This is a genomic window from Mycobacterium sp. SMC-4, from assembly GCF_050205565.1.
Classification (GTDB): domain Bacteria; phylum Actinomycetota; class Actinomycetes; order Mycobacteriales; family Mycobacteriaceae; genus Mycobacterium.
In genome coordinates, this window is the sequence record NZ_JBNMQU010000016.1 from 50966 (window position 1) to 76577 (window position 25612).

Genomic DNA, 25612 nt, shown 5'->3' on the forward strand with positions numbered 1-25612 from the left:
ATGCCAATACCGTCTACGGGAAAGCTGCACGCAGCAGTAGGTGCGTGGACCCGGATTGACGCAGCGAAACCCCGGCACACCGCGATTATGGGATTCGCCTAAAATGAGAACGGCACTATCTGCCGCCGTATGAGGAGGCCTATGTCCAGCTCGCCGAGCGAGACCCCGTTCGCCAACCGCACCATGGTCGTGTCCGGCGGTAGCCGCGGCATCGGGCTGGCCATCGCGCTGAGCGCAGCGCGCGGCGGCGCCAACGTCGTGCTGCTGGCCAAGACCGCCGAGCCGCACCCCAAGCTTCCCGGCACCGTGCACACCGCCGTCGCCGACGTCGAAGCCGCCGGCGGCAAGGGCGTCGCCGTGGTCGGCGACGTCCGCAAGGAAGAGGACGTTGCGCGCGCCGTGGAGACCGCCGTCGAGCACTTCGGCGGCGTCGACATCGTCGTCAACAACGCGAGCGCGATCGCGACCGAACCGACCGAAATGCTGTCGGCGAAGAAGTTCGACCTCATGATGGACATCAATGTCCGCGGCACCTTCCTGCTCACCAAGGCCGCCCTGCCGCACCTGCGCAAGTCGGCCAACCCGCACGTGCTCACGCTGGCCCCGCCGCTGAACATGAACCCGTACTGGCTGGGCGCCCACCCGTCCTACACCCTGTCCAAGTACGGGATGACGTTGCTGTCGCTGGGCTGGGCCGAGGAGTACCGCCAGGAACGCGACGGCGCCGGGATCGGCTTCAGCTGCCTGTGGCCGGAGACCTACATCGCCACCTCGGCGGTGACCAACCTCGCCGACGGCGCCGACCTCGCCAAGTCCTCGCGCAGCCCGGAGATCATGGGCGACGCCGCGGCGGTGATCCTGTCGCGGACCGCCGCGGAGGTCAACGGCAACTGCTACATCGACTCCGAAGTTCTCGTCGAGTCCGGCGTAACCGACCTGTCGCGCTACGGCGGCGGGGACAATCCCATCCGTGACATCTTCGTGGACGCCCCGGTGAGCGCATGAGTATCTCGCTGCTGCTGGAGATGGCAGCCTCCAGCGACCCGGACCGCACCGCCGTCGTCGACGACGACCTCCGGCTGACCACCGAGCAGGTCAGCTCGCTGGCCGACGGCGGCGCCGGCGTCATCGCCGCCTCGGGCGCGCAGCACGTCGCCTACGTCGGCACCGGCGGCGCGATGCTGCCGCTGCTGCTGTTCGCCTCCGCCCGCGCCGCCATCCCGGTCACCCCGCTGAACTACCGGCTCTCGGCCGAGGGCCTGCGAGCGCTGCTCGACCGGCTCCCCGATCCGCTCGTGGTGGTCGACGACGAGTACCGCGAGGCCGTCGGCGACGGATACCGCACCCTGTCCTCCGAGGACTTCCTCAAAGCCTCCCGCACCCACGAACCGGCCGTCGAGTTCGCCGACCCCGACGCGGTCGCGGTCGTGCTGTTCACCTCGGGCACCACCTCCAAGCCCAAGGCCGTCGAGCTCACCCACAACAACCTGACCAGCTACATCACCGGAACCGTCGAGTTCGCCTCGGCCGAACCCGATGACGCCGCGCTGATCTGCGTGCCCCCGTATCACATCGCCGGCGTCGGCGCGGCGCTGTCGAACCTGTACGCGGGCCGAAAGATGGTGTACCTGCGGCACTTCGACGCGCAGCGGTGGGTGGCTCTGGTCGGCACCGAAGGAGTCACCTCGGCGACGGTGGTGCCGACCATGCTCGACCGCATCGTCAGCGTCCTGGAAGCACAGAACGCCGCGCTGCCCACCCTGCGCACACTGGCCTACGGCGGGTCGAAAGTGCCACTCCCCCTGGTGCGCAAGGCGCTGTCGCTGCTGCCCGAGGTCGGCTTCGTCAACGCCTACGGTCTGACCGAGACCAGCTCGACCATCGCGGTGCTCACGCCCGACGACCACCGCGCCGCACTGAGCGCCACCGACGACGCGGCCCTGCGCCGGCTGGGTTCGGTCGGTCAGCCCGTGCCGGGTATCGAGGTCGAGATCCGCGCCGAGGACGGCACCGTGCTGGGTCCCGGCGAAACCGGCGAGCTGTTCGTGCGCGGCGACCAGGTGTCGGGCAAGTACACCGACATCGGGTCGGTACTCGACGAGCAAGGCTGGTTCCCCACCAAGGACGTCGCCTACCTCGACGCCGAGGGCTACCTGTTCATCGGGGGCCGCTCGGACGACACCATCATCCGCGGCGGCGAGAACATCGCACCGGCCGAGATCGAGGACGTCCTCGTCGAGCATCCGCACGTGCGTGACTGCGCGGTCGTCGGAGCAGATGACCCGCAGTGGGGTCAGATCATCGTCGCGGTCGTGGTGCCCCAACCCGGTACCGACCCCGACATCGAAGAGCTGCGCGCCCACGTGCGCGCACAACTGCGGGGATCCCGCACCCCCGATCGGGTGGTGTTCCGTGCGGAACTGCCCACCAACGCGACCGGCAAGGTGCTGCGCCGCGAACTCGTAGCCGAACTGAATCAGGACCGATCGCCGGCACAGCCGGTTACATAACGATCGCCGGCTCGGCCGGCGCGACACAAGGAGCCCCCGCATGATCAAGAACGGCACCCGCCTGCAGAGCCAGGTCTGCGACACCCAGGTCATCGTCGTGCGCAGCGCCGACAGCCTCGACGACCTCCGCGCCGGCGGAGCCCCGATGGTCCCGATCGGCGACGACGTCGATTCGAGCCTGTCCCTGGATGATTCGCTGGCCGACGGCAACCTGATGGGCAAGCGCTACGTCGACGACAACGGCGCCGAGGTATTGGTCACCAAGGCCGGCAAGGGCACTCTGAGCGTCGGTTCGACGCCGCTGTCGCTGAAGGAAGCCAAGCCGCTTCCGGCCAGCGACTGACACCGTGTCGCAGCGTTCGACCGCGCCGGCGCGGGTCTCCCCGCGCCGGGTCGCGCTGGCGAGCTTCATCGGCACGACGGTCGAGTTCTACGACTTCCTGATCTACGGGACCGCCGCCGCGCTGGTGTTCCCGAAGTTGTTCTTTCCCAGCGCATCCCCCGCCGCCGGAGTGCTGCTCTCGTTCGCGACGTTCGGGGTCGGCTTCTTCGCCCGCCCGTTGGGCGGCATCGTGTTCGGTCATTTCGGGGACCGGGTCGGCCGTCGCCGAATGTTGGTCTACTCGCTGGTCGGCATGGGCGTCTCGACCGTCCTGATCGGGTTGTTGCCCACCTACGCGCAGATCGGTCTGGCGGCGCCCATCCTGCTCACCCTGCTGCGTCTGGCGCAGGGGTTCGCCGTCGGAGGCGAATGGGGTGGTGCGACGTTGATGGCGGTCGAGCACGCCACCGCACGCCGCCGCGGCTTCTACGGCGCGTTCCCGCAGATGGGCGCTCCTGCCGGGACAGCTGCGGCGACACTGGCGTTCTACCTGGCCGCCCAGTTGCCCGACGAACAGTTCCTCTCGTGGGGCTGGCGAATTCCGTTCCTGGTCAGCGCGATCCTCATCGTGATCGGCCTGGTCGTGCGGCTGACCGTCACCGAGAGCCCGGATTTCGCCGACCTGCAGCGCCGCTCGGAAGTGGCGCGCACCCCGATCGTGGCCGCGGTGCGCCGGCACTGGCGCGAGATCCTGTTGATCGCGGGTGCGTATCTGTCCCAGGGTGTGTTCGCCTACATCTGCGTGGCATACCTGGTCTCCTACGCGACGACGGCTGCCGGAATCCCGCGGCAGTGGGCTCTTCTCGGGGTTTTCATCGGTGCGGTTGTGGCGGTGGTGACCTATCCCTTGTTCGGGTCGCTGTCGGACCGGGTGGGACGCAAGCCGCTGTACTTGGCGGGCGTGGTGGCGATGGGCGTGGCCGTCTTCCCCACCTTCGCCTTGATCGACACCGGACGGCCGGCACTGTTCGTGGTGGCACTGGTGCTGATCTTCGGTTTGGCGATGGCACCGGCAGCAGGCGTCACCGGCGCGTTGTTCTCCATGACATTCGACGCCGACGTTCGTTACTCGGGTGTGTCGATGGGTTACACACTCTCGCAGGTGGTCGGCTCGGCGTTCGCCCCGACCATCGCCACCGCCCTCTATGCCGCGTTCGGCACGAGCACCGCCATCGCCGCGTATCTCATTGGCGTCTCGGTGATCTCGGCGCTGGCCGTGTGCTTCCTGCCCGGCGGTTGGCGTCGCCCCGAGCACGGGCCGATCGGCGAACGCGTCGAAGCAGAGCCGTCGACGGCGACCGGCTGATACCTTCGGCCCGATGAGGCCGCCACGCCTGATGTTCCGCTACGCCGCGGGCCTGATCTCCGCGTGGCTGTTCACCCTCGGCGAGGTGGTCGCCCTCGTCATCTCACTGGCCGGCAGCAGTGTGCTGACCGCATCCAACGGCATCGCCCTGGCCGTCATCGGCACCGTCGGCACCGCCACGGTCGCCGGCGGTGCGGTCGCCATCCTCGCTCCGTCGCTGCGCTGGCTGGGCCACGACCGCGCACCCACGCCCGACGAGGTGAAGACCGCCGCCAAGACGATGCGTCGTCAGGCGGCCCTCACGCTCGCTCCGTGGATCTTCGCGGCCGCGATCGTCGTACCGTTGAACCGCACCGCGCCCGTCGACACGTTCGTCGTGATCACCTCGGCCATCATGTTCGGCGCCATCGCAACGGTCTGCACGGGCTTCCTGTTCACGCTGCGCACCGTGCGGCCGCTGCTGGCCGCCGTGCCCGCCGGAGCCGTGCGCGCGGTGGCGCCGGGCGTGCGCACCCGGCTGCTCCTCACCTGGATGGTCTGCACCGGGCTTCCCGGGACCGCGATCGCGGTGTTGTTGACGCTGCGCTCCAACGACTGGTTGTTGGATCCGACTGCGCCGATCGAGCTCGCCGTGCTCGTCCTGGCGTTGGTGGCGGTGGTTCTCGGCTTCCGCGCGGTCATGCTGGTGTCGATGTCGATCTCGGACCCGGTCAACGAAGTGGTCACCGCGATGGCCGACGTCGAGAAGGGCAACTTCGACCGGTCCATCGAGGTGTACGAGTGGTCGGAGATCGGTCGGCTGCAAAGCGGTTTCAACAGCATGGTCGCCGGGCTGCGCGAACGTAATGTGTTGCGCGACCTGTTCGGTCGCCATGTGGGCGAGGAGGTGGCCCGACGCGCCGTTCATCAAAGCGCTTCACTGTCGGGCGACGAGCGCGACGTCTCCGTGCTGTTCATCGATCTGGTGGATTCGACCCGGCTGGCGGTGGACCGCGAACCCCATGAAGTGGCAGCCGTTCTCAACGATTTCTTCCGCCTCGTGGTGGCGGCCGTCGACGACCGAGACGGGCTGATCAACAAGTTCCAGGGCGACGCGGCACTGGCGGTGTTCGGCGCGCCGTTGCGCATCGACGCACCGGCGGCGGCGGCGCTGGCGACAGCCCGCGCCCTGGCCACCGAACTGCGCACCCTGCCCGTCGACTTCGGGATCGGGGTGTCGGCCGGCGCCGTCTTTGCCGGCAACATCGGCGCGGCCAACCGCTACGAGTACACCGTGGTGGGCGACGCCGTCAACGAAGCCGCGCGACTCGCCGACCGCGCCAAGGACGGCGAGGAACGCGCCTTGTGTTCGCAGGCGGCCTATCGTCGGGCACCCGTCGAGGAACAGCAGCATTGGGCTCCGTGCGGGGAAGCCGTGTTGCGCGGGCGCACCGAGCCGACGCGGCTCTACCGGCCGGAGTTAACCGACGTGTGACGTGCCCGCGTGTTACTACGCCCGCACGGCGGGGAATGCAGGCGTATGCGTTCTACAGCGATTCGGGCATCCGACGCTGTCGTCGCGGCCACCGGCGCAGCGGCGGCGCGCCGCGACATCAGACGCGGTGCGCACACGGGTCCCACCAGCGGTCTGGCGCCCGGTTGTGCACAGGCCAACCTGGTGGTGCTGCCGGAGGGCGACGCGCTGGACTTCGCCCGGTTCTGCGCCCGCAATCCTCTGCCGTGCCCGGTTCTGGAGATCACCGACACTGGATCGCCCCATCCCACGACGCTGGCCGCGGACGCCGACCTGCGCACCGACCTGCCGCGCTACCGCGTCATGAGCGGCGGTCGGTGCGTCGACGAGCCGACCGACATCGGTTCCTACTGGCGCGACGATCTCGTCGGTTTTCTCCTCGGGTGTTCGTTCACGTTCGAATGGGCGCTCGGCACAGCGGGTGTCCCCCTGGCGCATCAGGAGCAGAACGTCAACGTGCCGATGGATGTGACGAACCGCCCGTGCGCAGCCGCGGGCCGCTTCGCCGGGCCTCTGGTGGTCTCGATGCGGCCCCTGCCGCCCGAGCGCATCGCCACCGCGGTCGCGATCACGTCGCGGTTCCCGGCGATGCACGGCCGACCCGTGCACGTCGGCGATCCCGCCGCACTGGGGATCACCGACCTGGGGCGCCCGGACTTCGGCGACCCGGTGCAGGTCGGAACGGACGAGGTGCCGGTCTTCTGGGCCTGTGGCGTCACCCCGCAGATCGCGGTCACCGAGGCGCGAACCGCGCTGGCCATCTTCCACGCCCCGGGCCACATGTTCCTCACCGACCGCCCCCACCAGGACTTCGACACCGCCGCAACAGCATTGGATTCCGAATCGCCCGGAGGAAAGCCATGACCGTCGACCAGAGTTCCACCCGTCGCGCCGATGCGCCTTCACCGGTGAGCGCCGCGGTGCGTGCGGCCGCCATCGGCAACGCCGTCGAGTGGTTCGACTTCGCGATCTACGGCTTCCTGGCCACCTACATCGCCACGAAGTTCTTTCCCGAGGGCGACGACACCGCGGCGCTGTTGAACACCTTCGCGATCTTCGCGGCCGCGTTCTTCATGCGTCCCCTCGGCGGCTTCTTCTTCGGCCCGCTCGGCGACCGGATCGGCCGCCAGAAGGTGCTTGCGTTGGTCATCCTGTTGATGTCGGCATCGACCCTGGCCATCGGCTTGATTCCGACCTACGACACCATCGGCATGCTGGCCCCGATCCTGCTGCTGCTGATGCGCTGCCTTCAGGGTTTCTCGGCCGGAGGTGAATACGGCAGCGGCGCCTGCTTCCTGGCCGAATACGCTTCCGACAAGCACCGCGGGTTCGTCGTGTCCTTCCTCGTCTGGTCGGTGGTGCTGGGCTTCGTGCTGGGATCGATCACCGTCACCGCACTGGAAACGGTGCTGTCGCAGCAGGCGATGGATTCCTACGGTTGGCGGATCCCGTTCCTGATCGCCGGCGCGCTGGGTGTCGTGGGCCTCTACATCCGTATGAAGCTCAGTGACACACCGGAATTCGAGGCGCTGCGCGAGGAAGGCGAGGTGTCGTCCTCGCCGCTGAAGGAGGCGCTGACCACCGCGTGGCGGCCCATCCTGCAGATCTTCGGGCTGGTGGTGATCCACAACGTGGGCTTCTACGTGGTGTTCACGTTCCTGCCCAGCTACTTCACCGAGACGCTCGAGTTCACCAAGACCGACGCGTTCGTGTCCATCACGGTCGCGAGCGTGGTTGCGCTGGTGCTGATCCCGCCGCTGGGCGCGCTGTCGGACCGGGTCGGACGCAAGCCGCTGCTGTACACCGGGGCCATCGCGTTCGCGGTCTTCACCTATCCGCTGTTCTTGTTGCTCAACACCGGGTCGTTGGCCGCGGCGGTCACCGCCCATGCGGCGCTGGCCGCGATCGAAGCAGTTTTCGTCAGTGCATCACTGGCCGCGGCGGCGGAGCTGTTCGCCACGCGGGTGCGGTCCAGCGGGTATTCGGTCGGCTACAACCTGTCGGTCGCGGTGTTCGGCGGCACCGCCCCGTACGTGGCGACGTGGCTGGTGTCGCGGACCGGCAACGACCTCGCACCGGCGTACTACGTCATCATCGCCGCCGTGGTGACACTGGGGACGTTGCTGACCATGCGCGAGACGGCGCGCCGCCCACTACGCAAACTCGTCGACGCGTGAGCCGGCGTCAGTCGCCCATCGACTCGGCGGTCGCCTGCATCATCAGCCGTACCGCATCGTTGCGCGGCATGGCGCCGATCATCTGCGCCGCAGCGCGGCCGTTCTCGCCGACGATCCACGTGGGCCCGTTGCGTAGGTTGGCGAACGCCTCGTCGACCACGTCGTCGACCGACACGGCGTCCTGCGGCCGTTCCTCGGGCGACGCGAGTATGCCGCGCTCGTGTTCGAGCCGGCGCAGCGACGGAGTGTCGGTCTTGCCGAGGATCAGTCCCAGGACGTCGACGCCGCTGTCGTGCAGTTCCGCCCACAGGGCCTCGGCGAACACCATGTCGAACGCCTTGCTGGCGCCGTAGACCACCATGTTGGGCGCCCCGGCCCACCCGGCCCCGGACCCGAAGATCACGATGCCGCCGCGTCCGCGCGCCACCATCGCCGGCGCAAAGTGGTGGCACAGCCGCACGGGCATCATGCAGTTGCGGGCCACCATCGCCTCGGCGGCCTGAACCGGTTCGGCGAGAAAGGGTTTGAAGTTCGGATCGGCCCCGGCGCAGTACACGAGCATACCGATGTCCAGGTCGGCGGTCGCGTCGATCACCGTCTGCACCGCCGTCTCGGTCGCGAGATCGACGGACAGCACCCGGGTTTGCACACCGGTGGCCGCGCGGATGTCGTCAGCGACCTGTTCGAGCACCGCCTCCCGGCGCGCCAGCAGGACGACGTTGACACCGCGCTGCGCCAGCGCGGCCGCGAACGCAGCGCCGACGCCGTCGGATGCGCCGGCGACCAGCGCCCAGGGCCCGTAGGTTTCGGCGAACGTCATCCCGCGCTCACTGTCCGCATCAGCACGACGGTGAACCGGCGGCGCCGTATCCGCCAACCGGTGTCGGTGCGTACGAGGTCGTCATCGTAGAAGCCGGTCGCGTTCACGCCGGAGGTGTTGTCCGGCGACAGGATCAGCCCGTCGACGTACGCGCGTGAAGTGGCGGTGTCCCCGTCGACCTCGATCGCGGTGTTCGTGATGCGGTGCAGCGTGTGGCCGGCCATCTCGTGTGCGGCGGTCATGAAGTCGACGACGGCGTCGACCCCGTGCCAGGTGCCGATGTCGCCGTAGTCGAGTTCGCAGTCCTGGGTGAACACGGTGCGGAACAACGGCCAGTCCCGACGGTCGATCCCGGTGGCATAGCGGGTCAGGACATCGGCGATGTCCTGGCGGTCCTCACGGACGTTCATGAGATGTCTCCATTCGGGCGGCGGCCGGTTGCCGTCAGCGGTCGGCCGGTGCGTAGCGCAGCATCGTCACGTCGTGCTCGGGGTAATCGCAGAACACCGGCTTGACCCGCATGCCGATGCGGATGTCTTCGACGGCGACGTCGACGAGTTCGGTGGAGAACCGCGGTCCCTCATCCCATTCCACGATGGCCAGCAGCTGCGGCACCGCGTCGGCGAAGTGCGGGCCCACGGGCCGGCGCGCCACCGTGAACGAGTACAGGGTGCCCATGCCGGAGATCTCGCGCCATTCCAGATCGTCGGCCAAGGTTCTCGGGGCGCGCACCCGCGGGTAGAACACGTAGGACTGAAGTGACGGCGAGTACTGAATCCTCACCTTGTGCTCGGCCAGGGCATCCCAAAAAGGTGCTGTGGTAGGGGTTTTCACCGGCATCGGTCGTTCGAACGACGGCATGGTCACGGATCAGTCCCCTTCCAGGACGAGGGTGGTCTGCTCGCTGAGGATGCCGCCGTTGCCGGAGACGAACGCGCGGTTGCAGTCGGGCACCTGTGCAGCCGCGGCGCGGCCCATGATCTGACGGGTGGCATCGCAGACGTGGTGCATGCCGCCGGCGTTGCCGGCCTGTCCGAACCCGAGCTGTCCACCGGCGGTGTTGAGTGGGAAGTCCCCGCGGAACGTCAGGTCGTGAGACGACACGAACTCCATTCCCTTGCCCTTCTCGCAGAAGCCGGCGTCTTCGAGGCTGAGCAGCACGGTGATGGTGTAGCAGTCGTAGATCGAGACCATGTCCATCTGCTCCCGGGTCAGGCCGGACATCGAGAACGCCGTGTCGGCGGCGCGCGCGATGGGGGTGTTCAGCAGATCTTCGGCGTAGGTCGGCGTCTTGAACGGCACCTGCTCGCCGAATCCCTTGATCCACACGGGGCGGTTGGCCGCTCGGGCCGCCACCTCGGCATTGGCGACGACGACGGCCGCGCCGCCGACGCAGGGCATCACGATCTCGAGCATGTGCAAGGGGTCGGCGATGACGGGACTGGCCAGCACGTCCTCGATGGTCACCGGGGTGTGCTGCCAGATGGCGCCCTCGGTGTGGTTGGCGTTGAACCGTTGGTCGACAACGAGTTTGGCCATGGCACGCTCGTCGTAGCCGTAGACGGCCCCATACCGCTGGGCCACCTGGCCGTACGGCCCGTTCTGGCCGAGATTGCCATACGGGATCTCGAATTCGGCTTGCGGAGAACCGTACTGATTGCTGGAGGCGCCGAAGAACACCGCGTCGCTGAGCGGTTTGGGCTTCCTGTCCGATGTGGGGGTGATGTAACGGGCCGGGATGGCGCAGAGCACGACGTCGCAGATGCCGAGTTCGACGGCGGCTGCGGCACGCCACACCATGCCCACAGCGCTGGCGCCGCCCAGATCGACCATCTCGGCGAAACCAGCTCGTACTCCGAGGTATTCGGCCACTGTCGACGGAACGAATATCTCCGACTCGCTCAAATGCGTGGTGACGATCCCGTCGACGAGTTCGCCGGACAGTCCTGCGTCGGCAAGGGCCGCCGAGCCGAGTTCGGCCCACTGTTCGAGGGTGAATCCGGCCGGGGTGGCCTTGTTGAGCCGCTCCGGCGGCAGCTCGACGTAGCCGACGATCGCCGCTTCTCCGCGCAGTCCCATGTACTCTCGCTTCCCTACGATGGCCCGCTCATCCCCGGGGCAGTCCGAGGATCATCTGGGCGATGATGTTGAGCTGGATTTCTTTGGTGCCGCCGCCGATCAGTTCGGCGGGCAGGTGGAAGTAGGGTTCGATGATCGCCGGGTCAGCATCCTCGACCAGCGCGGCGGGTGCGGCCAGATCCAGTGTGGCTTTGAAGGTTCGGCGCAGCATCACGTTCATGGCGACCTTGGCGATGCTCGAGGTGGGGCCGGGGGCCTGCCCGTCGAGCAGCCGCATGACCTCCCGCACTGCCAACACCTTGATCGCGTTGGCGTACGCGTCGGCTTCTCCGAGGGCGGCCAGCACCCGTGCACGGTCGGGGCGATCCTGCGCGGCCATGGCCCGCAGGATGCGGGCTCGGTCGAAGTTGACGTAGCCGCTGATGGCGACGCGCTCCTGCGCCATGGTCGCGATCGCGAGGTTCCAGCCGTCGGTGGGGCCGCCGAGCAGCATCTCGTCGGGCACGAACACGTCGTTGAGGAACACCTCGTTGAAGTGTGCCTCGCCGGTCACCTGGCGGATCGGGTGCAACTCGACCCCGTCGGAGCGCATGTCGACGATGAAATAGCCGATCCCGCGGTGTTTGGCGGCGTCCGGATCGGTGCGTGCGAGCAGTGCGCCGTAGTCGGCGACGTGCGCGGAGGACGTCCAGATCTTGTGGCCGTTGATGCGCCACCCTCCGTCGACCTTGGTGGCCTTGGTGGTCAGCGAGGCCAGGTCCGATCCTGCGCCCGGCTCACTGAACAGTTGGCACCACGTCATGTCGCCGCGTTGGGTGGGCGGGATGAACCGCTGCTGCAGATGTTCGGGCGCCGAGCTGATGATCGTCGGCAAGATCCACTCGGCGATGTTCAGCGACGGACGCACCAGCGCCGGGCGTTTGGCGAACTCCTCGTCGATGATGAGGAGCTGGCGCTGGGTGGCGGCCACACCCCACGGTTTGGGCCAGTGCGGCGCGATGAGTCCGGCGTCGGCCAGCAGGGTGCGCTGCGGACCGGTGGCCAGGTTCTCGTAGTCACCTTGCCGGCCCGGGCGGTCGTTGCGCAGGGTCATCGCGTGATCGAGTGTGTCGGCGATCCAGCGCCGGAATTCGGCGTCGGCGTCACCCAATTTGACCGATACGTCCCGGTTTTCGGTCACGGTGAGTGCGCCGAGGGTTTCCGCGAAATCACCGGCCGGGCCGATCGAGGCTGCCAGGCTGGTGGCTTTGCGCCAGTACAGGTGCAGGTCGTGTTCCCAGGTGAACCCGATGGCACCGAACATGGTCAGCGCATCGAAGACGAGGTCGGGGGCGGGAGCGATCGCCATCAGCGCCGCACCCGCGGCGGCGATCTGGTGCTGCGTCGGGGACGGCTCGGACAGTGCCCGCACCGCATCCCATGCCGCTGCCGTCGCCAGTTCGCAGTTGACCAGCAGCATCGCGGCCTGGTGTTGCAGTGCCTGGAAGGCGCCGATCGGCTTGCCGAACTGTTCGCGGGTGCGCAGATGACCCGTCACCGCATCGACGCACCAGCGCACCGCGCCGGCGGCCGCGCCGGCGGTCAGCGCCACGACGGTCGAGTGCGCCCGCAGTTCGTCCACACCGGCGAGCACACCGTCGGATGCGACGACGTGACCGTCGAGGCGCAGAACCCCGACGTCGACGGTCTTGTCGGTGCCGGTGCGCTGCTCGACGGTGACCCCCGGCCCGGCGGGATCGACCACGCACCACAGCGTTTGGTCGTCGGTGGTCACGCCGAGCAGGATGACTTGCGCCGCACATACCCCCGGTGTGGCCGGTGTGCTGCCGTGGAGCCGCCATCCGTCGTCCACCGCGGTGGCCGCCACGGCTCCGCGCACCGGCAGGATCAGCGCCGCCGGGACACCGTAGGCCAGCCGGGTCAACAGCGCCTTCGACGCTCGGGTGTCCTGTGCGAGCATCGCCACTGCCCCGGTGAGCACCGTGGGCAGCACCGGGCCCGGGAGCAGCGCCGTGCCGGCGGCCTCCAACATGCACGCGGTGTCGACAAGCGAGCCGCCCTGGCCGCCGACCGCCTCGGACAGATGCACGGCATGGAATCCCTGTTGGGTGAAGGTTTTCCACCAACTGGGCAGTTGCCCACCGGCCAGCGTGTCGAACGCTGCGCGCGTGTCTGCGACCGGGGCATGCCGGATGCCGAACTGCGTGACCGCGTCGGCGAGCTGCTGCTGTTCCGGGGTGAGGCCGATGCTCACGCGGTGGCCTCCTGGGTGTTCTTGCCGCGGCGTCGGTCGGAGAAGAAGTGTGCGGCGGCGGCGATGGCGTCGGGTGTCGGACGCGGCTGCCATCCGAGTTCGCGCACCGCCTTGGAATGGTCCATCGGCGACATGATGTTCATCAGGCGGATGTTCAGCGGCGTGAATTTGGTCTCGGTACCCCGCATCCGGGACACCGCATTGGCGACGTGACTGGCCGCCGCCATTGCCCTGATCGGAATGCCGCGCGAGGGCGGCGCCACACCGACTGCAGCGCAGCCGATTTCATAGATCTCGCGGGCGCTCATGAATCGTTCGGAGACGATGTAGCGCTCCCCCGGACGGCCGCGCTCTCCAGCCAGCAGCAGTGCGGCAGCGGCGTCTTCGACACCGACCACCTCGGCCTCATAGCCGTCGATGTAGAACGGCAGCTTGCCGCGGACCGCACCTGCCAGCAGACCGCCGTGGGGAGTCGGCAACCAGTCGCCGGGTCCGTAGGTGTTGGCCACGCACATGGCTACCCCCGGTAGCCCCGCGGCGGCGCAGTAGTCGAACAGGAGCCGCTCCGCGGCCACCCGGGATGCGATGTAGTCGCCGCCGACATCGGCCCAATTGTGGGTCGTCGTCTCGTCGGCCAGGCCGGTCTCGACCCGCCCGATGGTGCCGATGGTGCTGGTGAAGACGAATCGGGACAGATCCGCGCGCACCGCGACGTCGAGCACGTTGCGCAGACCGTCGACGTTGGTGCGCCACAACGGTCGGGAGTCGCGCAGCCACGGACGCGCGTCGACGACGCAGTAGTACACGACGTCGCAGCCGTCCATCGCCGACTGCAGGGCAGCCGTGTCGAAGATGTCCCCGTGGCGCACGTCGAGCGGCAGTCCGTCGATCGCCCGTGTGGCGCTCGTCGGGCGGATCAGGACGCGTACGTCGTCGCCGCGGGCGACCAACTGCCGGGTGACGTGCGATCCGAGGAATCCGCTGGCGCCGATCACCAGCTTCGTCGCCATCACCTCACCCTTCGCGCGATCCACCATCTGCGAGACGCACCGTCTCGTCTTGTGGGAGACTACGGGGCAGTGTCCACGCGTGTAAAGGTGCGAGCCAACAGGATCGGAAATCCATGACCACTGGAGTCGCGGCACCGCGGCGACGCAGCGAGAAGTCGCGGCTGGCCATCGTCCGCGCCACCCGGGAGATGCTGCTCGAGCGCGGCTTCGACAAGCTCAGCATCGAGGCGGTAGCCGCCCGCGCCGGCGTGGGGAAACAGACGATCTATCGGTGGTGGCCCAGTCGGTACGCCTTGGTCGCCGACGTGATCCTGGAGTACGCCGACCGCATCCTGCGGCCGATGACCGATACCGGCGACCTCACCGCGGACTGCTGCCGGTGGACAACCGAATTGGCCACCACATTGACCACCGCACGCGGCAACGCGATGCTGCGCATTCTGACCACCGCCGGAATGGAACATCGCGACACCGCGGCCCGGCTGCGCGCGGGGTTCAGCGTGCCTCTGCACGACACGGTGCGAGACCGGTTGCAATCGGCGGGATTCGGTGAGGACGCGGCGCGCGATGCCGCCGACGCAATCGTCGGCGGCATCGTGTACGCCATCCTGACCGAGGGACGGTCCTTCGAACCCGTTCGCGCCGAAGCGATCACCCGCACGGTGTTGGCGGGTATCGCAGCGACGTGAGGTGATCAGGCTCGAGCGAGCTGCTTTTCCTGGTAGAGCCGCGCCCACTCGGCACGCGAGCGGATCGACGTGTCGACGTCGGTGGCCTTGGCGCGCAACGCCCCCACGGTGGCTTCGGCCTTGGGCGTGCGGGCGAACGGGTCCCAGCTGAAGAAGTTGCACGCGTTCTGCCACGTGATCTTGTTGGTATCGGTGGCGTCGGCGCCTGCGGCGTTCAGCTCGGCGAGCACCTGCTCGGGCGCATCCGGCCAGAAGCAGTCCGAGTGCGGGTAATCGCACTCCCACGCGATGATGTCGATGCCGATCTCGTGGCGCAGCTTCAGCGAGGTCTTGTCGGTCACGTAGCAAGCCAGGGAGTGCTCACGGAACACGTCCGACGGCAGCTTGTCGCCGAAGTCGCGCCGGAGCCACTTCTGGTTGGTGTAGTGGCGGTCGCTGCGGTCGAGGTAGAACGGAATCCAGCCGATGCCGCCCTCGGAGAAGGCGAACTTCAGGTCCGGGTAGTTGCGCATCGCCGGACCCCACAGCAGGTCCTGGGCACACATCGCCGACACCTGGGTGGCCAGGATGATCAGGTTGTCGATGGGTGCGTCCTTGGCCATCGAGATCGCGCCGAAGCCGGTGCCGATGTGCAGGCACATCACCACGTTCTCCTCCGAGAGCGTGCGGAACACCGGACCCCAGTAGTCCTCGTCGAAGTAGCTGGGCAGGCCTTCCAGGTGCGGCAGCTCAGGCATCGTCACGGCCCGGCAGCCCTTGGCGGCCACCCGGCGGATCTCGTCGCACATGGCTTCCGGGTTCCAGGTCGGCATGATCGCGATCGGGATGAAGCGGTCCGGGTAGGAGCCGGCCCACTCGTCGATGTGCCAGTCGTTGTAGGCCGACACCATCACCAGAGTCGTCTCTTCGCGATGCATGTTCAGGTGACGGGCCGAGAAACCGGTGAAGGTCGGGAAGCACATCGAGGCCAGGATGCCGTTGCGGTTCATGTCGCGGACGCGTTCGTGCACGTCGTAGACACCGGGCCGCATCTCGGCGAAGCCGGCCGGGTCACGGCCCCATTCCTCGGCGGGCCAGGACACCACGGCGTTGAGCCCGCTCACCCCCTGGGGACGGCCCTGGTACATCCACTGGTCGACGCCCTTGTCGTCGGTGACGACGATCGGCGCCTCCTCCTTGTACTTGGCCGGCACGTGGCGCAGGAACATGTCCGGCGGCTCCACCACGTGGTCGTCGATACTCACGAGGATCAGGTCGTCAGGGCTCATTTCCGTGCTCATATCCCAGTAGTACCGTCTACAGACATGACCGTCTCTGCATTCTCGGACAGATACTTGTCCGAGGCGGCCAATCTGGATTCACGGCCTGCCCGCCGCGTGATCGACCTGCGCCGCGGCGGGCGAGCCCTGGGCGGCAGCTACCTCTACGAGGGCGACGCGTTGATCACCGGTTGGCACTCGCATGACGTGCACCAGATCGAGTACGCGCTGCACGGCGTCGTCGAGGTCGAGACGAATGCGGCCCATTACCTGTTGCCGCCGCAGCAGGCGGCCTGGATCCCGGCCGGACTCGAGCACCAGGCCGTGATGAACCCCGATGTCAAGACGATCGCGGTGATGTTCGACCCTTCGCTGATCACCGAGGCCGGCGACCGCGCACGCATTCTCGCGGTGTCCACGTTGATCCGGGAGATGATGGTCTACGCGCTGCGCTGGCCGATCGAACGCGCGCAGGGCGACGACATCTCCGATGCGTTCTTCCGCACTCTGGCCGAGTTGGTCACCGAGGCTCTCGACCACGAGGCGCCGCTGAGCCTGCCCACCTCGGACCACCCGATCGTCGCTGCGGCCATGGCCTACACCAAGGAACACCTCGACACCGCCACCTGTGCGCAGGTCAGCCGCGCGGTCTCGGTGTCCGAACGCACGTTGCGCCGCCTGTTCGCCGACACCCTCGGTCTGCCGTGGCGCACCTATCTCCTGCAGGCCCGCATGCTGCGCGCCATGGCCTTGCTGGCCGCGCCGCTGCAGTCGGTTCAGGACACCGCCACCGCCGTCGGATTCGACAGCGTGAGCTCCTTCACCCGAGCGTTCACGCAGTACTGCGGCGAGACCCCATCGGCATATCGACGCCGGGTCGGCGAATCGAACCTGTGACCGCCGCGAGGTTTGGCGACGTTGCCACGCGGCTATCTAGGCGGCATGGCAGAAGGCACCCCTCACTCTGACGATCCCTTCAACGAGGCGGTCGCCACCACGGGGTTGTTCCTGTTGATGGCGGCCGTCATCGCGCTGGCGGTGGGGCTGGCCAGTTGGGGCATGTCGGAGACCCTGATCGCGGTTCTGGCGGGCGCCGCGGCACTACTGAGCTTTTCGGCCAGCATCTTCTGCTTCAAGATGGAAGCCACCGAGCGCGTCGTCGCAGTCGAAGCAGGGGTGTGACTCAGCGCTACTCCACGATCCGCAACCCGTACCGGTAGGTCGTGAGATATTCGGCCAGCGCGGCGGAGCGTGCGCCCTTGTCCTCGGGCATCGTGATCAGCAAGGCGTAGAGGCCGACCAGGAACGAAACCCCGCAATGCACCACGTCGACTTCGACGGGTATCTCCCCGCGTTCGCGTGCCCGAAGCAGTTCCTCGACCACCGCTGCGACGAACGGGTGACTCGACCAGGCTTCGGCGGGCGGCCTCTTGGTCGTGAAGTGCAGCGCCAGAAAGTCTTTGAACAATCGGGGGCCGAGTCGGCGTTCCACCTTCTCCAACACCCGCAGCACCTCGTGCAAGGTGTCCTCGACCTTGTGGTCGGTGGCCACCATGCGTGCCAGCTCCGCGGCCATACGTTCCTCCTCGCGCTTCTCCAGCTCGAGCAGGACGTGTTCCTTGGTCGGGAAGTGAAAAAAGAACGTCCCGTGAGCCACGCCCGCGGCCGACACGATCGCGCTGATGTCGGCTGCCGCCATGCCGGCACGCTGGAACTCGGCGACCGCTGCGCCGAGTAACCGCTCGCGCGTCTGCTGACCCTTGCGGACGCGTGGGGGGACGTTCAGCACCATCGCTCGCCTCCTGATCCGGCCATCTCTGCAGACAACCGTAGCCCAATTACTGACTGGAATCAGAAAGTCTTCCCTAACCGCCTCCCGGGCGTTACGGTTCAATCTAGTCAAAGGCGCGGTATGGCCGCTCTTTACGCGTGGTCCGGACTTCTCGGGCTTCGTCCTTTAGAAACAGAACCTGACTCAAGTCATGATGGAGGTCGAGGTGCAGATCCTCGAGCAAGTGCAGGACAGCCCGCAGGCGGGCAATATCAAGGCGCAGTGGGTCAGCCTGTGGACCGGACCTGCCGTCGGAGCGGTGCTACTGATCGCACTGCTGGCCTTTCCCGGTTTCTGGCCGCCGATGTCGCCGCTGCTCAACGCCGGAGAGGTGGCTTCGTTCTACACCGACAACACTGCGTGGATCCGCTTCAGCCAGGTCACGTTCAACCTGTGCGGCATCATGATCCTGCCGTTCTTCATGGTGATCGTGACGCAGATGAAGCGCATGGACCAAAGCCACGTGTTGGCATACTGCTATCTGACCGCAGTGGTGAGCGGAGCGACGATCTTCGCGCTGTCGAACATCTTCTTCCTCGTGGCGGCATTCCGCCCTGAGCGTGACCCGCAGTTGGTCATGCTCCTCAACGACCTGGCATGGATCGTCTTCATCGCCCCGGTCGGCATGGTGGTGGCCCAATTCCTGCTCCTGGCCGTCGCGGTCTACTTCGACAACGGACCCGACGCGGTGTTCCCACGATGGGTCGGGCACTACTCGGCGGCCACCGCGGTGGCCATGATCCCCGCCGCCGGCGCGGCGGTCATGCAGTCCGGGCCGTTGGCCTGGGACGGCCTGCTGGCGTTCTGGTTGCGCAACGGCGCGTTCGCCGCCTTCGTCGTCGTGATGTTCGTCGTCCTACGAAAAGTGCTGCGCCAACAGGCCGTCCAAGACGGGGTCATCGCCGGATGAGCGTCCTGACACCGGGACGTTCCGCGCCCACATCGGATCAGCCCGGTCCCGCCAAACCCGACGTCCGGCTGATCACCTGGTTCTTCCCGGCGTGGTACGGCGTCTTCGGTGTGATCATCTGCGTACTGGCACGGGTCACGCCGCCACCACGTCCGGACGTGACCGCGGTCGACAAGGTCGCGTTCTTCACCGACAACCGGTTGACCATCCAGATCGGGTTCGCGCTGCTGCTCATTCTCCTCGGTGGAGCCGCGGTCACCAACGGACTGGTCGCCTACCAGATCAAGCGGATGTCGGTCGGCTCGGTATTCGCGTATGGCTACATCGCGGGGATGGGCGTCGGAGCCTTGCCCGGGTTCCTACTCGTCGCGGTGTGCTTCCTGACCGCGACCTTCCGGGCCGATCGCGACCCAGAACTGGTCAGCCTGCTCTACGACGTCGGAATGCTGTCGTACAACGGGTCTTTGGGCTGTTTCACCGCCGCCTACCTGGTGTTCGCGATCGCGATCCTCTACGACAAGAACGACATCTTCCCGAAGTGGTTTGCCTACGTGACCATTTGGCAGATCGTCACCGAGGTGATCGCCACGCAGATGTTCGTCTTCCAGTCGGGCCCGTTCGCATGGAACGGCTCACTGGCTTTCTGGTGGTCGGTCGTCGTGTTCTCCGCCTGGCTGGGACTGCTGATCCTGCTGCTGAAGAGAGCCGCCGAACGCGAACCCGCCGACGCCCCACCCGTGGACTGAGCTCGAGGAAGAAACCCATGACGCAATCCACGTCGCGTTCGTCGGCCACCCGCCGACCCACCGACACACTCAAACCGGGCAGCCACCTGCCCGGCGACACCGACATGTGGGTCATGGTGCTCGGCGACCTGGTGATCTTCGCCGGATACTTCGTCGTCTACATGATCTACCGGACCATGAACTCGGCGGAATTCCTTGCCGCACAACAGCATCTGGACATCAACATCGGTGTCGTCAACACCGTGATCCTGTTGACCAGTTCATGGTTCGTGGCCCGCAGCGTCTTGGCGGCACGAGCGGGAGACCACCGTCGAGCCATCCAGCTGGTGTACGCCAGCGGCTTCGGCGGTGTGCTGTTCATGGTGTTCAAGGGCTACGAGTGGTACGCCAAGATCACCGCCGGCCACACCAACGCCGACCTGTTCTACTCGTTCTACTACGTGATCACGGGCGTGCATCTGGTGCACGTGCTGATCGGGTTGATCGTGTTGGGCGTCGTGGTCCGAGAACTGCGCAACCCGGCTCGCCGCCGCGTCTCCATGGTCGAGTCCGGCGCCATTTACTGGCACATGGTCGACCTGCTCTGGGTCATCATCTTCGGCCTGCTCTACGTACTGAGGTGAACATGGCAACCGTCTTCACACGCCGCCGCGAACCCACCACCCAACGCGCCATCACGTGGGCGTGGGTGGCATTGGTGGCCATCACCATCGGCTCGTGGTGGCTGGCCCCGGCTCATTTCACCGAGACCGTGGAGCCGAGCACGCCGATCACCGCACTCGTCCTGGCGCTGACGGTGATCAAGAGCCGACTGGTGATCCAGTACTTCATGGAGGTCCGCACCGCTCCGCGCTGGCTGCGACGCGCCACCGACGGCTGGCTGGCGGGACTGGTCGCCGTGGTGTTCGTCATCTATCTGCTCTGAGGCGGCGGCGATTTAGTGACGTTCGCCCAACGTGCACCTGTGGCGGAAAAACGACCGGTACACCACCCTGCCCGCACACTCGGCGAAAGCGGAGCGCCACATTGGTGCGGGCGGTGGGACTCGAACCCACACGTTCTTTCGAACACGGACACCTAAAGACCGCGCGTCTGCCATTCCGCCACGCCCGCAGCGCAGCGATCGTATCAACGCCGGATTGTCAGGGCCTGTCTCGTGATGGACGAATTCATCGGACCCAAAGATGTCGCGGTACCTTGGAAGGATGTCCACTACGCGGCGTAGGAGGCCGGCGCTCATCCTTCTGGTGAGCGCCGGAACCTTGGGCTGTCTGGCTTTGGCGTGGTGGCAGTGGGAGCGGTTCGAGTCCAGCTCGGGCAGCTTCCAGAACCTCGGGTACGCGCTGCAATGGCCGTTGTTCGCCGGGTTCTGTGTGTACGCGTACTACAAGTTCGTGCGCTACGAAGACGCCCCACCGGAACCGCCGAACCGTCAGACTGTCACCGAGATCCCTGCGGGTCTCCTCCCCGAACGGCCCGCGCCGGCCGCCGCCACCGACGCCGACACGACCCTGCGGGAGTACAACGCCTACCTCGCCGAGTTGGCCAAAGCCGATACCGAAGACCACAGGACGCAGCAGACAAGAGGAACCGGTACGTGACCGCACCCGACTCCCCCACCCCCCTGATCCCTGTCGAAACCATCCGCAAGGCACTGCTGGGCTACCGAGTGCTCGCGTGGATCACCGGCGTATGGCTGATCGCGCTCTGCTACGAGATGGTGATGAAGTACGGGTTCGGTGACGACTCGCTGGGCTGGATCGCCGTCGTGCACGGCTGGGTCTACTTCATCTACCTGCTGTTCACCGCCAACCTCGCGGTGAAGGTGCGCTGGCCCATCGCCAAGACGGTCGGCGTGCTGCTGGCCGGCACCATCCCGCTGGTCGGCATCATCGTCGAGCACGTCCAGACCCAGAACATCAAGGAACAGTTCGGCCTCGACGATGGAGCCGACCCACACGCGCGTGCTTGACCGGCGGGATCCGTCCCTCACCGGTCTCCGAGCCGTCGCGGCGCTCCTGGTCGTCGCGACCCACGCCGCGTTCGCGACCGGGTATCTCACCCACGGCTACCTCGGCGCCATCTACGCCCGCCTCGAAGTCGGCGTCGCGATCTTCTTCGCGCTCTCGGGCTTCCTGTTGTTCCGTCCGTGGGTGCGTGCCGCCGCCGACGGCCGACCCGGACCGGGTGTGGCCACCTACGGGCGGCGCCGGATCCGTCGGATCGTTCCGGCCTACGTCGCGACGGTACTGATCACCTACACCGTGTACCTGTACTTCACGCCCGGGCCGAACCCGGGCCAGAGCTGGCACGGTCTGCTGCGCCACCTGACGTTCACGCAGATCTACACCGACGACTACGTGATCACGCTGCTGCATCCGGGGTTGTCGCAGATGTGGAGCCTCGCCGTCGAAGCCAGCTTCTACGTCGCGTTGCCCGCCCTGGCCGCTCTGGTGATCGGCCGCGGTTGGCGGCCGCGGCGCGCACTGACGTTGGTGGCGGGCCTGGCCGCGGTGTCCCCGGTGTGGCTGCTGGTGGTCGCCGGCACCGACGTGCTGCCCAACTCAGCCGGCATGTGGTTGCCCGGCCATCTCGCGTGCTTCGCCGGCGGGATGGGATTGGCGGTCCTGCAGCACCTCGGTGCGCGCTGCTCGGCCATCGTCGCGGTACCGCTCGCCGGGGTCGCGTTCCTGGTGGCCGCGACCCCGCTCGGCGGTGCCATCCTCGGTCCCGACCCGGTGTGGGTGCCGAGCATCAAGGCGCTGCTGTTCGCTGCGGTTGCGACTCTCGTGCTGGCGCCACTCGTGCTGGGCGGCGACAACTCGTTCCGGCGCGTGCTGGCCAGCCGCCCGATGGTGTGGCTGGGCGAAATCTCCTACGAGATCTTCCTCGTCCACGTGGTGATCATGGGCTTGGTACTGCACCTGGTGCTCGACTGGCCGCTGTTCACCGGGTCGATGCCGGGCCTCATCGCCGCCACCCTGCTCGGGACAGTGCCCGCGGCCTGGCTCCTACACCGCCTGACCCGACCTCAGAACACCGCGCGCAGCGACGGCAGCAACTCGGCCAACGCTCGGCCGCGGTGCGAGGCGGCGTCCTTCTCCTGTGGCGTCAACTCTGCGGCGGTTCTCTCCGACCCCGCCGGCAGGAACACCGGGTCGTACCCGAATCCGCCCGCGCCCCGCGGTTCCCGTGTGATCGCGCCGCTCCACGTACCGCGCACCACCGCACTGTCCGACGCCTCTGGACCGTAGACCAGCGCGCACGCCGACACGAACGCCGCACCGCGACGATCGTCGGGTACATCGGCGAGCTGGGCCAGCAGCAGCGCGGTGTTGGCCGCGTCGTCGCCGTGCCGTCCGGCCCACCGGGCACTGAGCACGCCGGGCATGCCGTTCAGAGCGTCGACTTCCAGACCCGAGTCGTCGGCGACCGTCGGCACCCCGGTCGCGTTGAACGCGTCGCGCGCCTTGGCCCGTGCGTTGGCCTCGAACGTCGCGCCGGTCTCCGGCGCCTCCTCGAACGGCGGCACGTCATCGAGACTCAGCAACGTCACACCGGCCAGTCCCGCGGCGTCGAGGACACGCCGTAACTCGACGAGCTTCTTGCGGTTACGGGTGGCGACAAGCAGTTGCGGCATCAAGCGCCGATCAGCTCCCGAAAGCCTTCTTCGGCGGTTCGCCGGACTCCGGCAGCACCCCTGGATACGGCAGCTCCAACGCCTTCCGCTGGACCTCGAACAACTCGTCGCATGCGGCCATCGCGGCGTCGAGCATCTTGTCCAGGGTCGAGCGCGGGAACGTCGCACCTTCGCCCGTGCCCTGGATCTCGACCAGGGTTCCGGTGTCGGTGGCGACGACGTTCATGTCGACCTCGGCGCGGGAGTCCTCGGTGTAGGGCAGATCCACGCGGATGCGCCCGTCGACCACCCCGACGCTGACGGCAGCTATCGCGCAGGAAAGCGGGCGGGGATCCGACAGCTTGCCGGCCGCGGACAGATAGGTGATGGCGTCGGACAGCGCCACGTAAGCACCGGTGATGGCTGCGGTGCGGGTGCCACCGTCGGCCTGCAGCACGTCGCAGTCGATGGCAATGGTGTTCTCCCCCAACGCCGCAAGGTCGATACACGCGCGCAGCGACCGCCCGACCAGGCGGCTGATCTCCTGCGTGCGGCCTCCGACGCGACCCTTGACCGACTCGCGGTCGGAACGGTCGTGGGTGGCTGCCGGCAGCATCGCGTACTCGGCGGTCAACCAGCCCTGCCCGGAGCCCTTGCGCCAACGGGGGACGCCTTCGGTGACGCTGGCGGTGCACATCACTCGGGTCTGCCCGAACTCCACCAGCACCGAACCGGCCGGATGGGTGGTGAAACCACGGGTGATGGTGACCGGCCGCAACTCGTGGTCTTGGCGGCCGTCTTCTCGTGTGGACACGGCCCAACCCTAGCGGGTCGTTTCAGCCCGCTCCGTTCGCGTGACCTCGAAGGTCTCGTTGCAGACGACGGCGTGGACCGGTCCGTCGAACTCGGCTTTGGCTTCGCTGATGACGTCCTCCCGGGACGTCCACGGTGGAATGTGGGTGAGCAGCAATTCCGACACACCGGCTTCGGTGGCTGCGCGACCTGCTTCGGTGCCGGACAGGTGCAGACGCGGCGGACGGTCCGGCGAGTGCGTCCACGACGCTTCGCAGAGGAAGACGTCGGCGTCCCGGGCCAGGTCGATCAGGGCGTCGCAATAACCGGTGTCGCCGCTGTAGACCAGCGTGGCGCCCGACGGGTCGGTGATCCGCATCCCGTAGGACTCGGTGGGGTGGCAGACCAATCGCGGCACGACCGTCAGCGCGCCGATCTGGACCGGCTCGTTGTCGATCCAGTGGCGGATGTCGAAGATGTCGGTGAAGTCGTCGACCTCGCCCCCCTCTGGGGAGCTCGCCGCACCCAACCGGGTCCAGGTGTTGGCCGGGCCGTAGATGACGCCGCGCTCGGTCGCCGGGGTCGGGTGGTAGCGACGCCAGACGAACAGGCCGGGCAAGTCCAGGCAGTGGTCGGCGTGCAGGTGCGACAGCAACACGTGCACCGCGTTCGGGTCGGCGTGGCGTTGCAGCGCACCGAGCACACCGCCGCCGAAGTCCAGGACCAGGGGTGGCGTATCGGGCGCGGTGACCAGATATCCCGACGCGGGCGAATCGGGACCGACCACACTGCCGGAGCAACCGAGTACGGTGATTCGCACGCTCACTAGCTTGCCATGCCCGTCACGGCTTCGACGAAAACATCGGCGCTTTCGCTGACACAGATCACCCGGGGGCGCGAACGTGACGCTGCACGGGGCGCACCCGGTCCAGTGTCGGACCCAGGAAGCGCGTCGCCAGCATGGTGAACGACTCCGGATCGCCGGTCGCCTCGAATATCCGCTGCGGTGGATTCCCGTCGGCGTCGCGCGGCCGGAGCAGATCCCGTTCCGTGAGCACCCGCAGCAGATCCTTCGCTGTCTCTTCGGCACTGGACACCAACGTCACGCCGTCGCCCATCGCCAGCTGGATCAGGCCCGACAACATCGGGTAGTGCGTGCAGCCGAGCACCAGGGTGTCGACCCCGGCGAGCTGGAGGGGTTCCAGATAGCCCTCGACGAGCCCGAGGACCTGCCGGCCGCTGGTCACTCCGCGTTCGACGAAGTCGACGAACCGCGGGCAGGCGGTCGCGAACACCTCGACGTCGCGCGCCGCGGTGAACGCGTCCTGATAGGCCCCCGACGCGATGGTCGCCGCGGTGCCGATCACGCCGATCCGTCCGTTGCGGGTCGCGGCGACGGCGCGACGCACCGCGGGCAGGATCACCTCCACCACCGGAATCGGCGCATACCGTTCGCGGGCGTCCCGCAGGCACGCCGATGACGCACTGTTGCAGGCGATCACCAGGGCCTTGACACCGCGGCCCGCCAGGTCGTCGCCGATCGCCAGCGCGTGCGCCCGGATCTCGGGAATGGTCAACGGGCCATAGGGGCCGTTGCCGGTGTCCCCGACGTAGACGATGCCCTCGCCGGGGAGTTGGTCGATGATGGCGCGCGCGACGGTCAGTCCGCCGACGCCCGAGTCGAAGATCCCGATCGGCGCCTGCTGGTCGGTCAC

The 25612-nt window shown here is 67.5% G+C and carries 28 protein-coding genes, 1 tRNA gene and 1 pseudogene; 17 read left to right on the top strand and 13 right to left on the bottom strand.

From position 1 onward, the window contains the following. The first annotated feature begins 141 nt into the window (after nucleotides 1-141). Genes ACQI46_RS23930 through ACQI46_RS23960 form a run of 7 tightly spaced genes read left to right on the top strand, consistent with a single transcriptional unit; the run spans nucleotide 142 to nucleotide 7888 of the window. The gene (locus tag ACQI46_RS23930; RefSeq protein WP_427096539.1) at nucleotides 142-1005 is read left to right on the top strand and encodes an SDR family oxidoreductase; all 864 of its coding nucleotides are present in this window, start codon (nucleotides 142-144) and stop codon (nucleotides 1003-1005) included. Next, nucleotides 1002-2510 carry a class I adenylate-forming enzyme family protein gene (locus ACQI46_RS23935; RefSeq protein ID WP_427096540.1) on the top strand — a complete coding sequence of 503 codons (1509 nt, stop codon included), beginning with the start codon at nucleotides 1002-1004 and terminating at the stop codon, nucleotides 2508-2510. Before ACQI46_RS23930 ends, ACQI46_RS23935 begins: the two co-directional genes overlap by 4 nt. Before the next feature lie 40 nt (nucleotides 2511-2550). Further along, nucleotides 2551-2853, top strand: a complete 303-nt coding sequence (locus ACQI46_RS23940) for a hypothetical protein (RefSeq protein WP_427096541.1) — start codon at nucleotides 2551-2553, stop codon at nucleotides 2851-2853. Between the two features lie 4 nt (nucleotides 2854-2857). After that, complete coding sequence (locus ACQI46_RS23945; RefSeq protein WP_427096542.1) at nucleotides 2858-4198, top strand: MFS transporter; 1341 nt, start codon at nucleotides 2858-2860, stop codon at nucleotides 4196-4198. A gap of 13 nt (nucleotides 4199-4211) precedes the next feature. Then, on the top strand, nucleotides 4212-5672 hold the full coding sequence (locus ACQI46_RS23950; protein WP_427096543.1) for an adenylate/guanylate cyclase domain-containing protein: 1461 nt from the start codon (nucleotides 4212-4214) through the stop codon (nucleotides 5670-5672). A gap of 45 nt (nucleotides 5673-5717) precedes the next feature. Next, entirely contained in the window at nucleotides 5718-6575 is an 858-nt protein-coding gene (locus ACQI46_RS23955) for a putative hydro-lyase (RefSeq protein WP_427096544.1), read from the top strand. Then, the gene (locus ACQI46_RS23960; protein ID WP_427096545.1) at nucleotides 6572-7888 is read left to right on the top strand and encodes an MFS transporter; all 1317 of its coding nucleotides are present in this window, start codon (nucleotides 6572-6574) and stop codon (nucleotides 7886-7888) included. The genes ACQI46_RS23955 and ACQI46_RS23960 overlap by 4 nt, the downstream gene beginning before the upstream one ends. 7 nt (nucleotides 7889-7895) lie before the next feature. Here ACQI46_RS23960 and ACQI46_RS23965 read toward each other — a convergent pair whose 3' ends face one another. Genes ACQI46_RS23965 through ACQI46_RS23990 form a run of 6 tightly spaced genes read right to left on the bottom strand, consistent with a single transcriptional unit; the run spans nucleotide 7896 to nucleotide 14051 of the window. Then, nucleotides 7896-8708 carry an SDR family NAD(P)-dependent oxidoreductase gene (locus tag ACQI46_RS23965; RefSeq protein ID WP_427096546.1) on the bottom strand — a complete coding sequence of 271 codons (813 nt, stop codon included), beginning with the start codon at nucleotides 8706-8708 and terminating at the stop codon, nucleotides 7896-7898. Further along, complete coding sequence (locus ACQI46_RS23970; protein ID WP_427096547.1) at nucleotides 8705-9118, bottom strand: nuclear transport factor 2 family protein; 414 nt, start codon at nucleotides 9116-9118, stop codon at nucleotides 8705-8707. Before ACQI46_RS23970 ends, ACQI46_RS23965 begins: the two co-directional genes overlap by 4 nt. A gap of 34 nt (nucleotides 9119-9152) precedes the next feature. Next, complete coding sequence (locus ACQI46_RS23975; protein WP_427096602.1) at nucleotides 9153-9569, bottom strand: Zn-ribbon domain-containing OB-fold protein; 417 nt, start codon at nucleotides 9567-9569, stop codon at nucleotides 9153-9155. A 9-nt stretch (nucleotides 9570-9578) separates the two neighbouring features. Further along, the gene (locus ACQI46_RS23980) at nucleotides 9579-10787 is read right to left on the bottom strand and encodes a thiolase family protein (protein WP_427096548.1); all 1209 of its coding nucleotides are present in this window, start codon (nucleotides 10785-10787) and stop codon (nucleotides 9579-9581) included. A gap of 28 nt (nucleotides 10788-10815) precedes the next feature. Continuing rightward, nucleotides 10816-13041, bottom strand: a complete 2226-nt coding sequence (locus ACQI46_RS23985) for an acyl-CoA dehydrogenase family protein (protein ID WP_427096549.1) — start codon at nucleotides 13039-13041, stop codon at nucleotides 10816-10818. Then, nucleotides 13038-14051: an NAD-dependent epimerase/dehydratase family protein gene (locus ACQI46_RS23990; protein ID WP_427096550.1), complete on the bottom strand. Its 1014-nt coding sequence runs from the start codon at nucleotides 14049-14051 to the stop codon at nucleotides 13038-13040. Before ACQI46_RS23990 ends, ACQI46_RS23985 begins: the two co-directional genes overlap by 4 nt. A gap of 113 nt (nucleotides 14052-14164) precedes the next feature. On the opposite strand from ACQI46_RS23990, the gene ACQI46_RS23995 reads away from it, so the two are divergent. Continuing rightward, entirely contained in the window at nucleotides 14165-14740 is a 576-nt protein-coding gene (locus ACQI46_RS23995; RefSeq protein WP_427096551.1) for a TetR/AcrR family transcriptional regulator, read from the top strand. Nucleotides 14741-14745: 5 nt separating this feature from the next. Here ACQI46_RS23995 and ACQI46_RS24000 read toward each other — a convergent pair whose 3' ends face one another. After that, nucleotides 14746-16008, bottom strand: coding sequence for an amidohydrolase family protein (locus ACQI46_RS24000; protein WP_427096603.1), 1263 nt, complete (start codon nucleotides 16006-16008; stop codon nucleotides 14746-14748). A 36-nt stretch (nucleotides 16009-16044) separates the two neighbouring features. On the opposite strand from ACQI46_RS24000, the gene ACQI46_RS24005 reads away from it, so the two are divergent. Together ACQI46_RS24005 and ACQI46_RS24010 are read left to right on the top strand one after the other, a co-directional pair. Continuing rightward, nucleotides 16045-16896, top strand: coding sequence for an AraC family transcriptional regulator (locus ACQI46_RS24005; RefSeq protein WP_427096552.1), 852 nt, complete (start codon nucleotides 16045-16047; stop codon nucleotides 16894-16896). A gap of 45 nt (nucleotides 16897-16941) precedes the next feature. Then, nucleotides 16942-17181 carry a hypothetical protein gene (locus tag ACQI46_RS24010; protein ID WP_427096553.1) on the top strand — a complete coding sequence of 80 codons (240 nt, stop codon included), beginning with the start codon at nucleotides 16942-16944 and terminating at the stop codon, nucleotides 17179-17181. A 7-nt stretch (nucleotides 17182-17188) separates the two neighbouring features. Here the strand turns inward: ACQI46_RS24010 and ACQI46_RS24015 are convergent, their stop codons facing one another. Continuing rightward, on the bottom strand, nucleotides 17189-17791 hold the full coding sequence (locus ACQI46_RS24015) for a TetR family transcriptional regulator (RefSeq protein WP_427096554.1): 603 nt from the start codon (nucleotides 17789-17791) through the stop codon (nucleotides 17189-17191). A gap of 205 nt (nucleotides 17792-17996) precedes the next feature. Between ACQI46_RS24015 and ACQI46_RS24020 the strand changes: the two genes are divergently transcribed. Genes ACQI46_RS24020 through ACQI46_RS24035 form a run of 4 tightly spaced genes read left to right on the top strand, consistent with a single transcriptional unit; the run spans nucleotide 17997 to nucleotide 20411 of the window. Next, complete coding sequence (locus ACQI46_RS24020; protein WP_427096604.1) at nucleotides 17997-18740, top strand: hypothetical protein; 744 nt, start codon at nucleotides 17997-17999, stop codon at nucleotides 18738-18740. Beyond that, nucleotides 18737-19486, top strand: a complete 750-nt coding sequence (locus tag ACQI46_RS24025; RefSeq protein ID WP_427096555.1) for a hypothetical protein — start codon at nucleotides 18737-18739, stop codon at nucleotides 19484-19486. The genes ACQI46_RS24020 and ACQI46_RS24025 overlap by 4 nt, the downstream gene beginning before the upstream one ends. A gap of 17 nt (nucleotides 19487-19503) precedes the next feature. Then, a complete protein-coding gene (locus tag ACQI46_RS24030) occupies nucleotides 19504-20109 on the top strand; it encodes a cytochrome c oxidase subunit 3 family protein (RefSeq protein WP_427096556.1) in 606 nt (201 codons plus the stop codon). A gap of 2 nt (nucleotides 20110-20111) precedes the next feature. After that, the gene (locus ACQI46_RS24035) at nucleotides 20112-20411 is read left to right on the top strand and encodes a cytochrome C oxidase subunit IV family protein (protein ID WP_427096557.1); all 300 of its coding nucleotides are present in this window, start codon (nucleotides 20112-20114) and stop codon (nucleotides 20409-20411) included. Between the two features lie 102 nt (nucleotides 20412-20513). Here the strand turns inward: ACQI46_RS24035 and ACQI46_RS24040 are convergent. Next, a tRNA-Leu gene (locus tag ACQI46_RS24040) sits at nucleotides 20514-20599 on the bottom strand. Between the two features lie 92 nt (nucleotides 20600-20691). Between ACQI46_RS24040 and ACQI46_RS24045 the strand changes: the two genes are divergently transcribed. From ACQI46_RS24045 to ACQI46_RS24055, 3 genes and pseudogenes are all read left to right on the top strand, one after another. Then, nucleotides 20692-21087: a hypothetical protein gene (locus ACQI46_RS24045; protein WP_427096558.1), complete on the top strand. Its 396-nt coding sequence runs from the start codon at nucleotides 20692-20694 to the stop codon at nucleotides 21085-21087. Continuing rightward, nucleotides 21084-21458 (top strand): DUF3817 domain-containing protein, encoded by a 375-nt coding sequence (locus ACQI46_RS24050; protein WP_427096559.1) that lies wholly within the window; start codon nucleotides 21084-21086, stop codon nucleotides 21456-21458. The genes ACQI46_RS24045 and ACQI46_RS24050 overlap by 4 nt, the downstream gene beginning before the upstream one ends. Next, a pseudogene (locus ACQI46_RS24055) lies at nucleotides 21430-22491 on the top strand (acyltransferase family protein); the annotation flags it as partial. The gene ACQI46_RS24050 and the pseudogene ACQI46_RS24055, both read left to right, overlap by 29 nt. Before the next feature lie 26 nt (nucleotides 22492-22517). Here the strand turns inward: ACQI46_RS24055 and rdgB are convergent. The 4 genes from rdgB to murI are packed head-to-tail and all read right to left on the bottom strand — an operon-like array spanning nucleotide 22518 to nucleotide 25612. Continuing rightward, nucleotides 22518-23126 (bottom strand): RdgB/HAM1 family non-canonical purine NTP pyrophosphatase, encoded by a 609-nt coding sequence (gene rdgB, locus ACQI46_RS24060; RefSeq protein ID WP_427096560.1) that lies wholly within the window; start codon nucleotides 23124-23126, stop codon nucleotides 22518-22520. Between the two features lie 10 nt (nucleotides 23127-23136). After that, complete coding sequence (gene rph / locus ACQI46_RS24065; protein ID WP_427096561.1) at nucleotides 23137-23919, bottom strand: ribonuclease PH; 783 nt, start codon at nucleotides 23917-23919, stop codon at nucleotides 23137-23139. A gap of 9 nt (nucleotides 23920-23928) precedes the next feature. Further along, the gene (locus ACQI46_RS24070; RefSeq protein ID WP_427096562.1) at nucleotides 23929-24723 is read right to left on the bottom strand and encodes a cyclic nucleotide-degrading phosphodiesterase; all 795 of its coding nucleotides are present in this window, start codon (nucleotides 24721-24723) and stop codon (nucleotides 23929-23931) included. A 58-nt stretch (nucleotides 24724-24781) separates the two neighbouring features. Beyond that, nucleotides 24782-25612 carry a glutamate racemase gene (gene murI, locus ACQI46_RS24075; protein WP_427096563.1) on the bottom strand — a complete coding sequence of 277 codons (831 nt, stop codon included), beginning with the start codon at nucleotides 25610-25612 and terminating at the stop codon, nucleotides 24782-24784.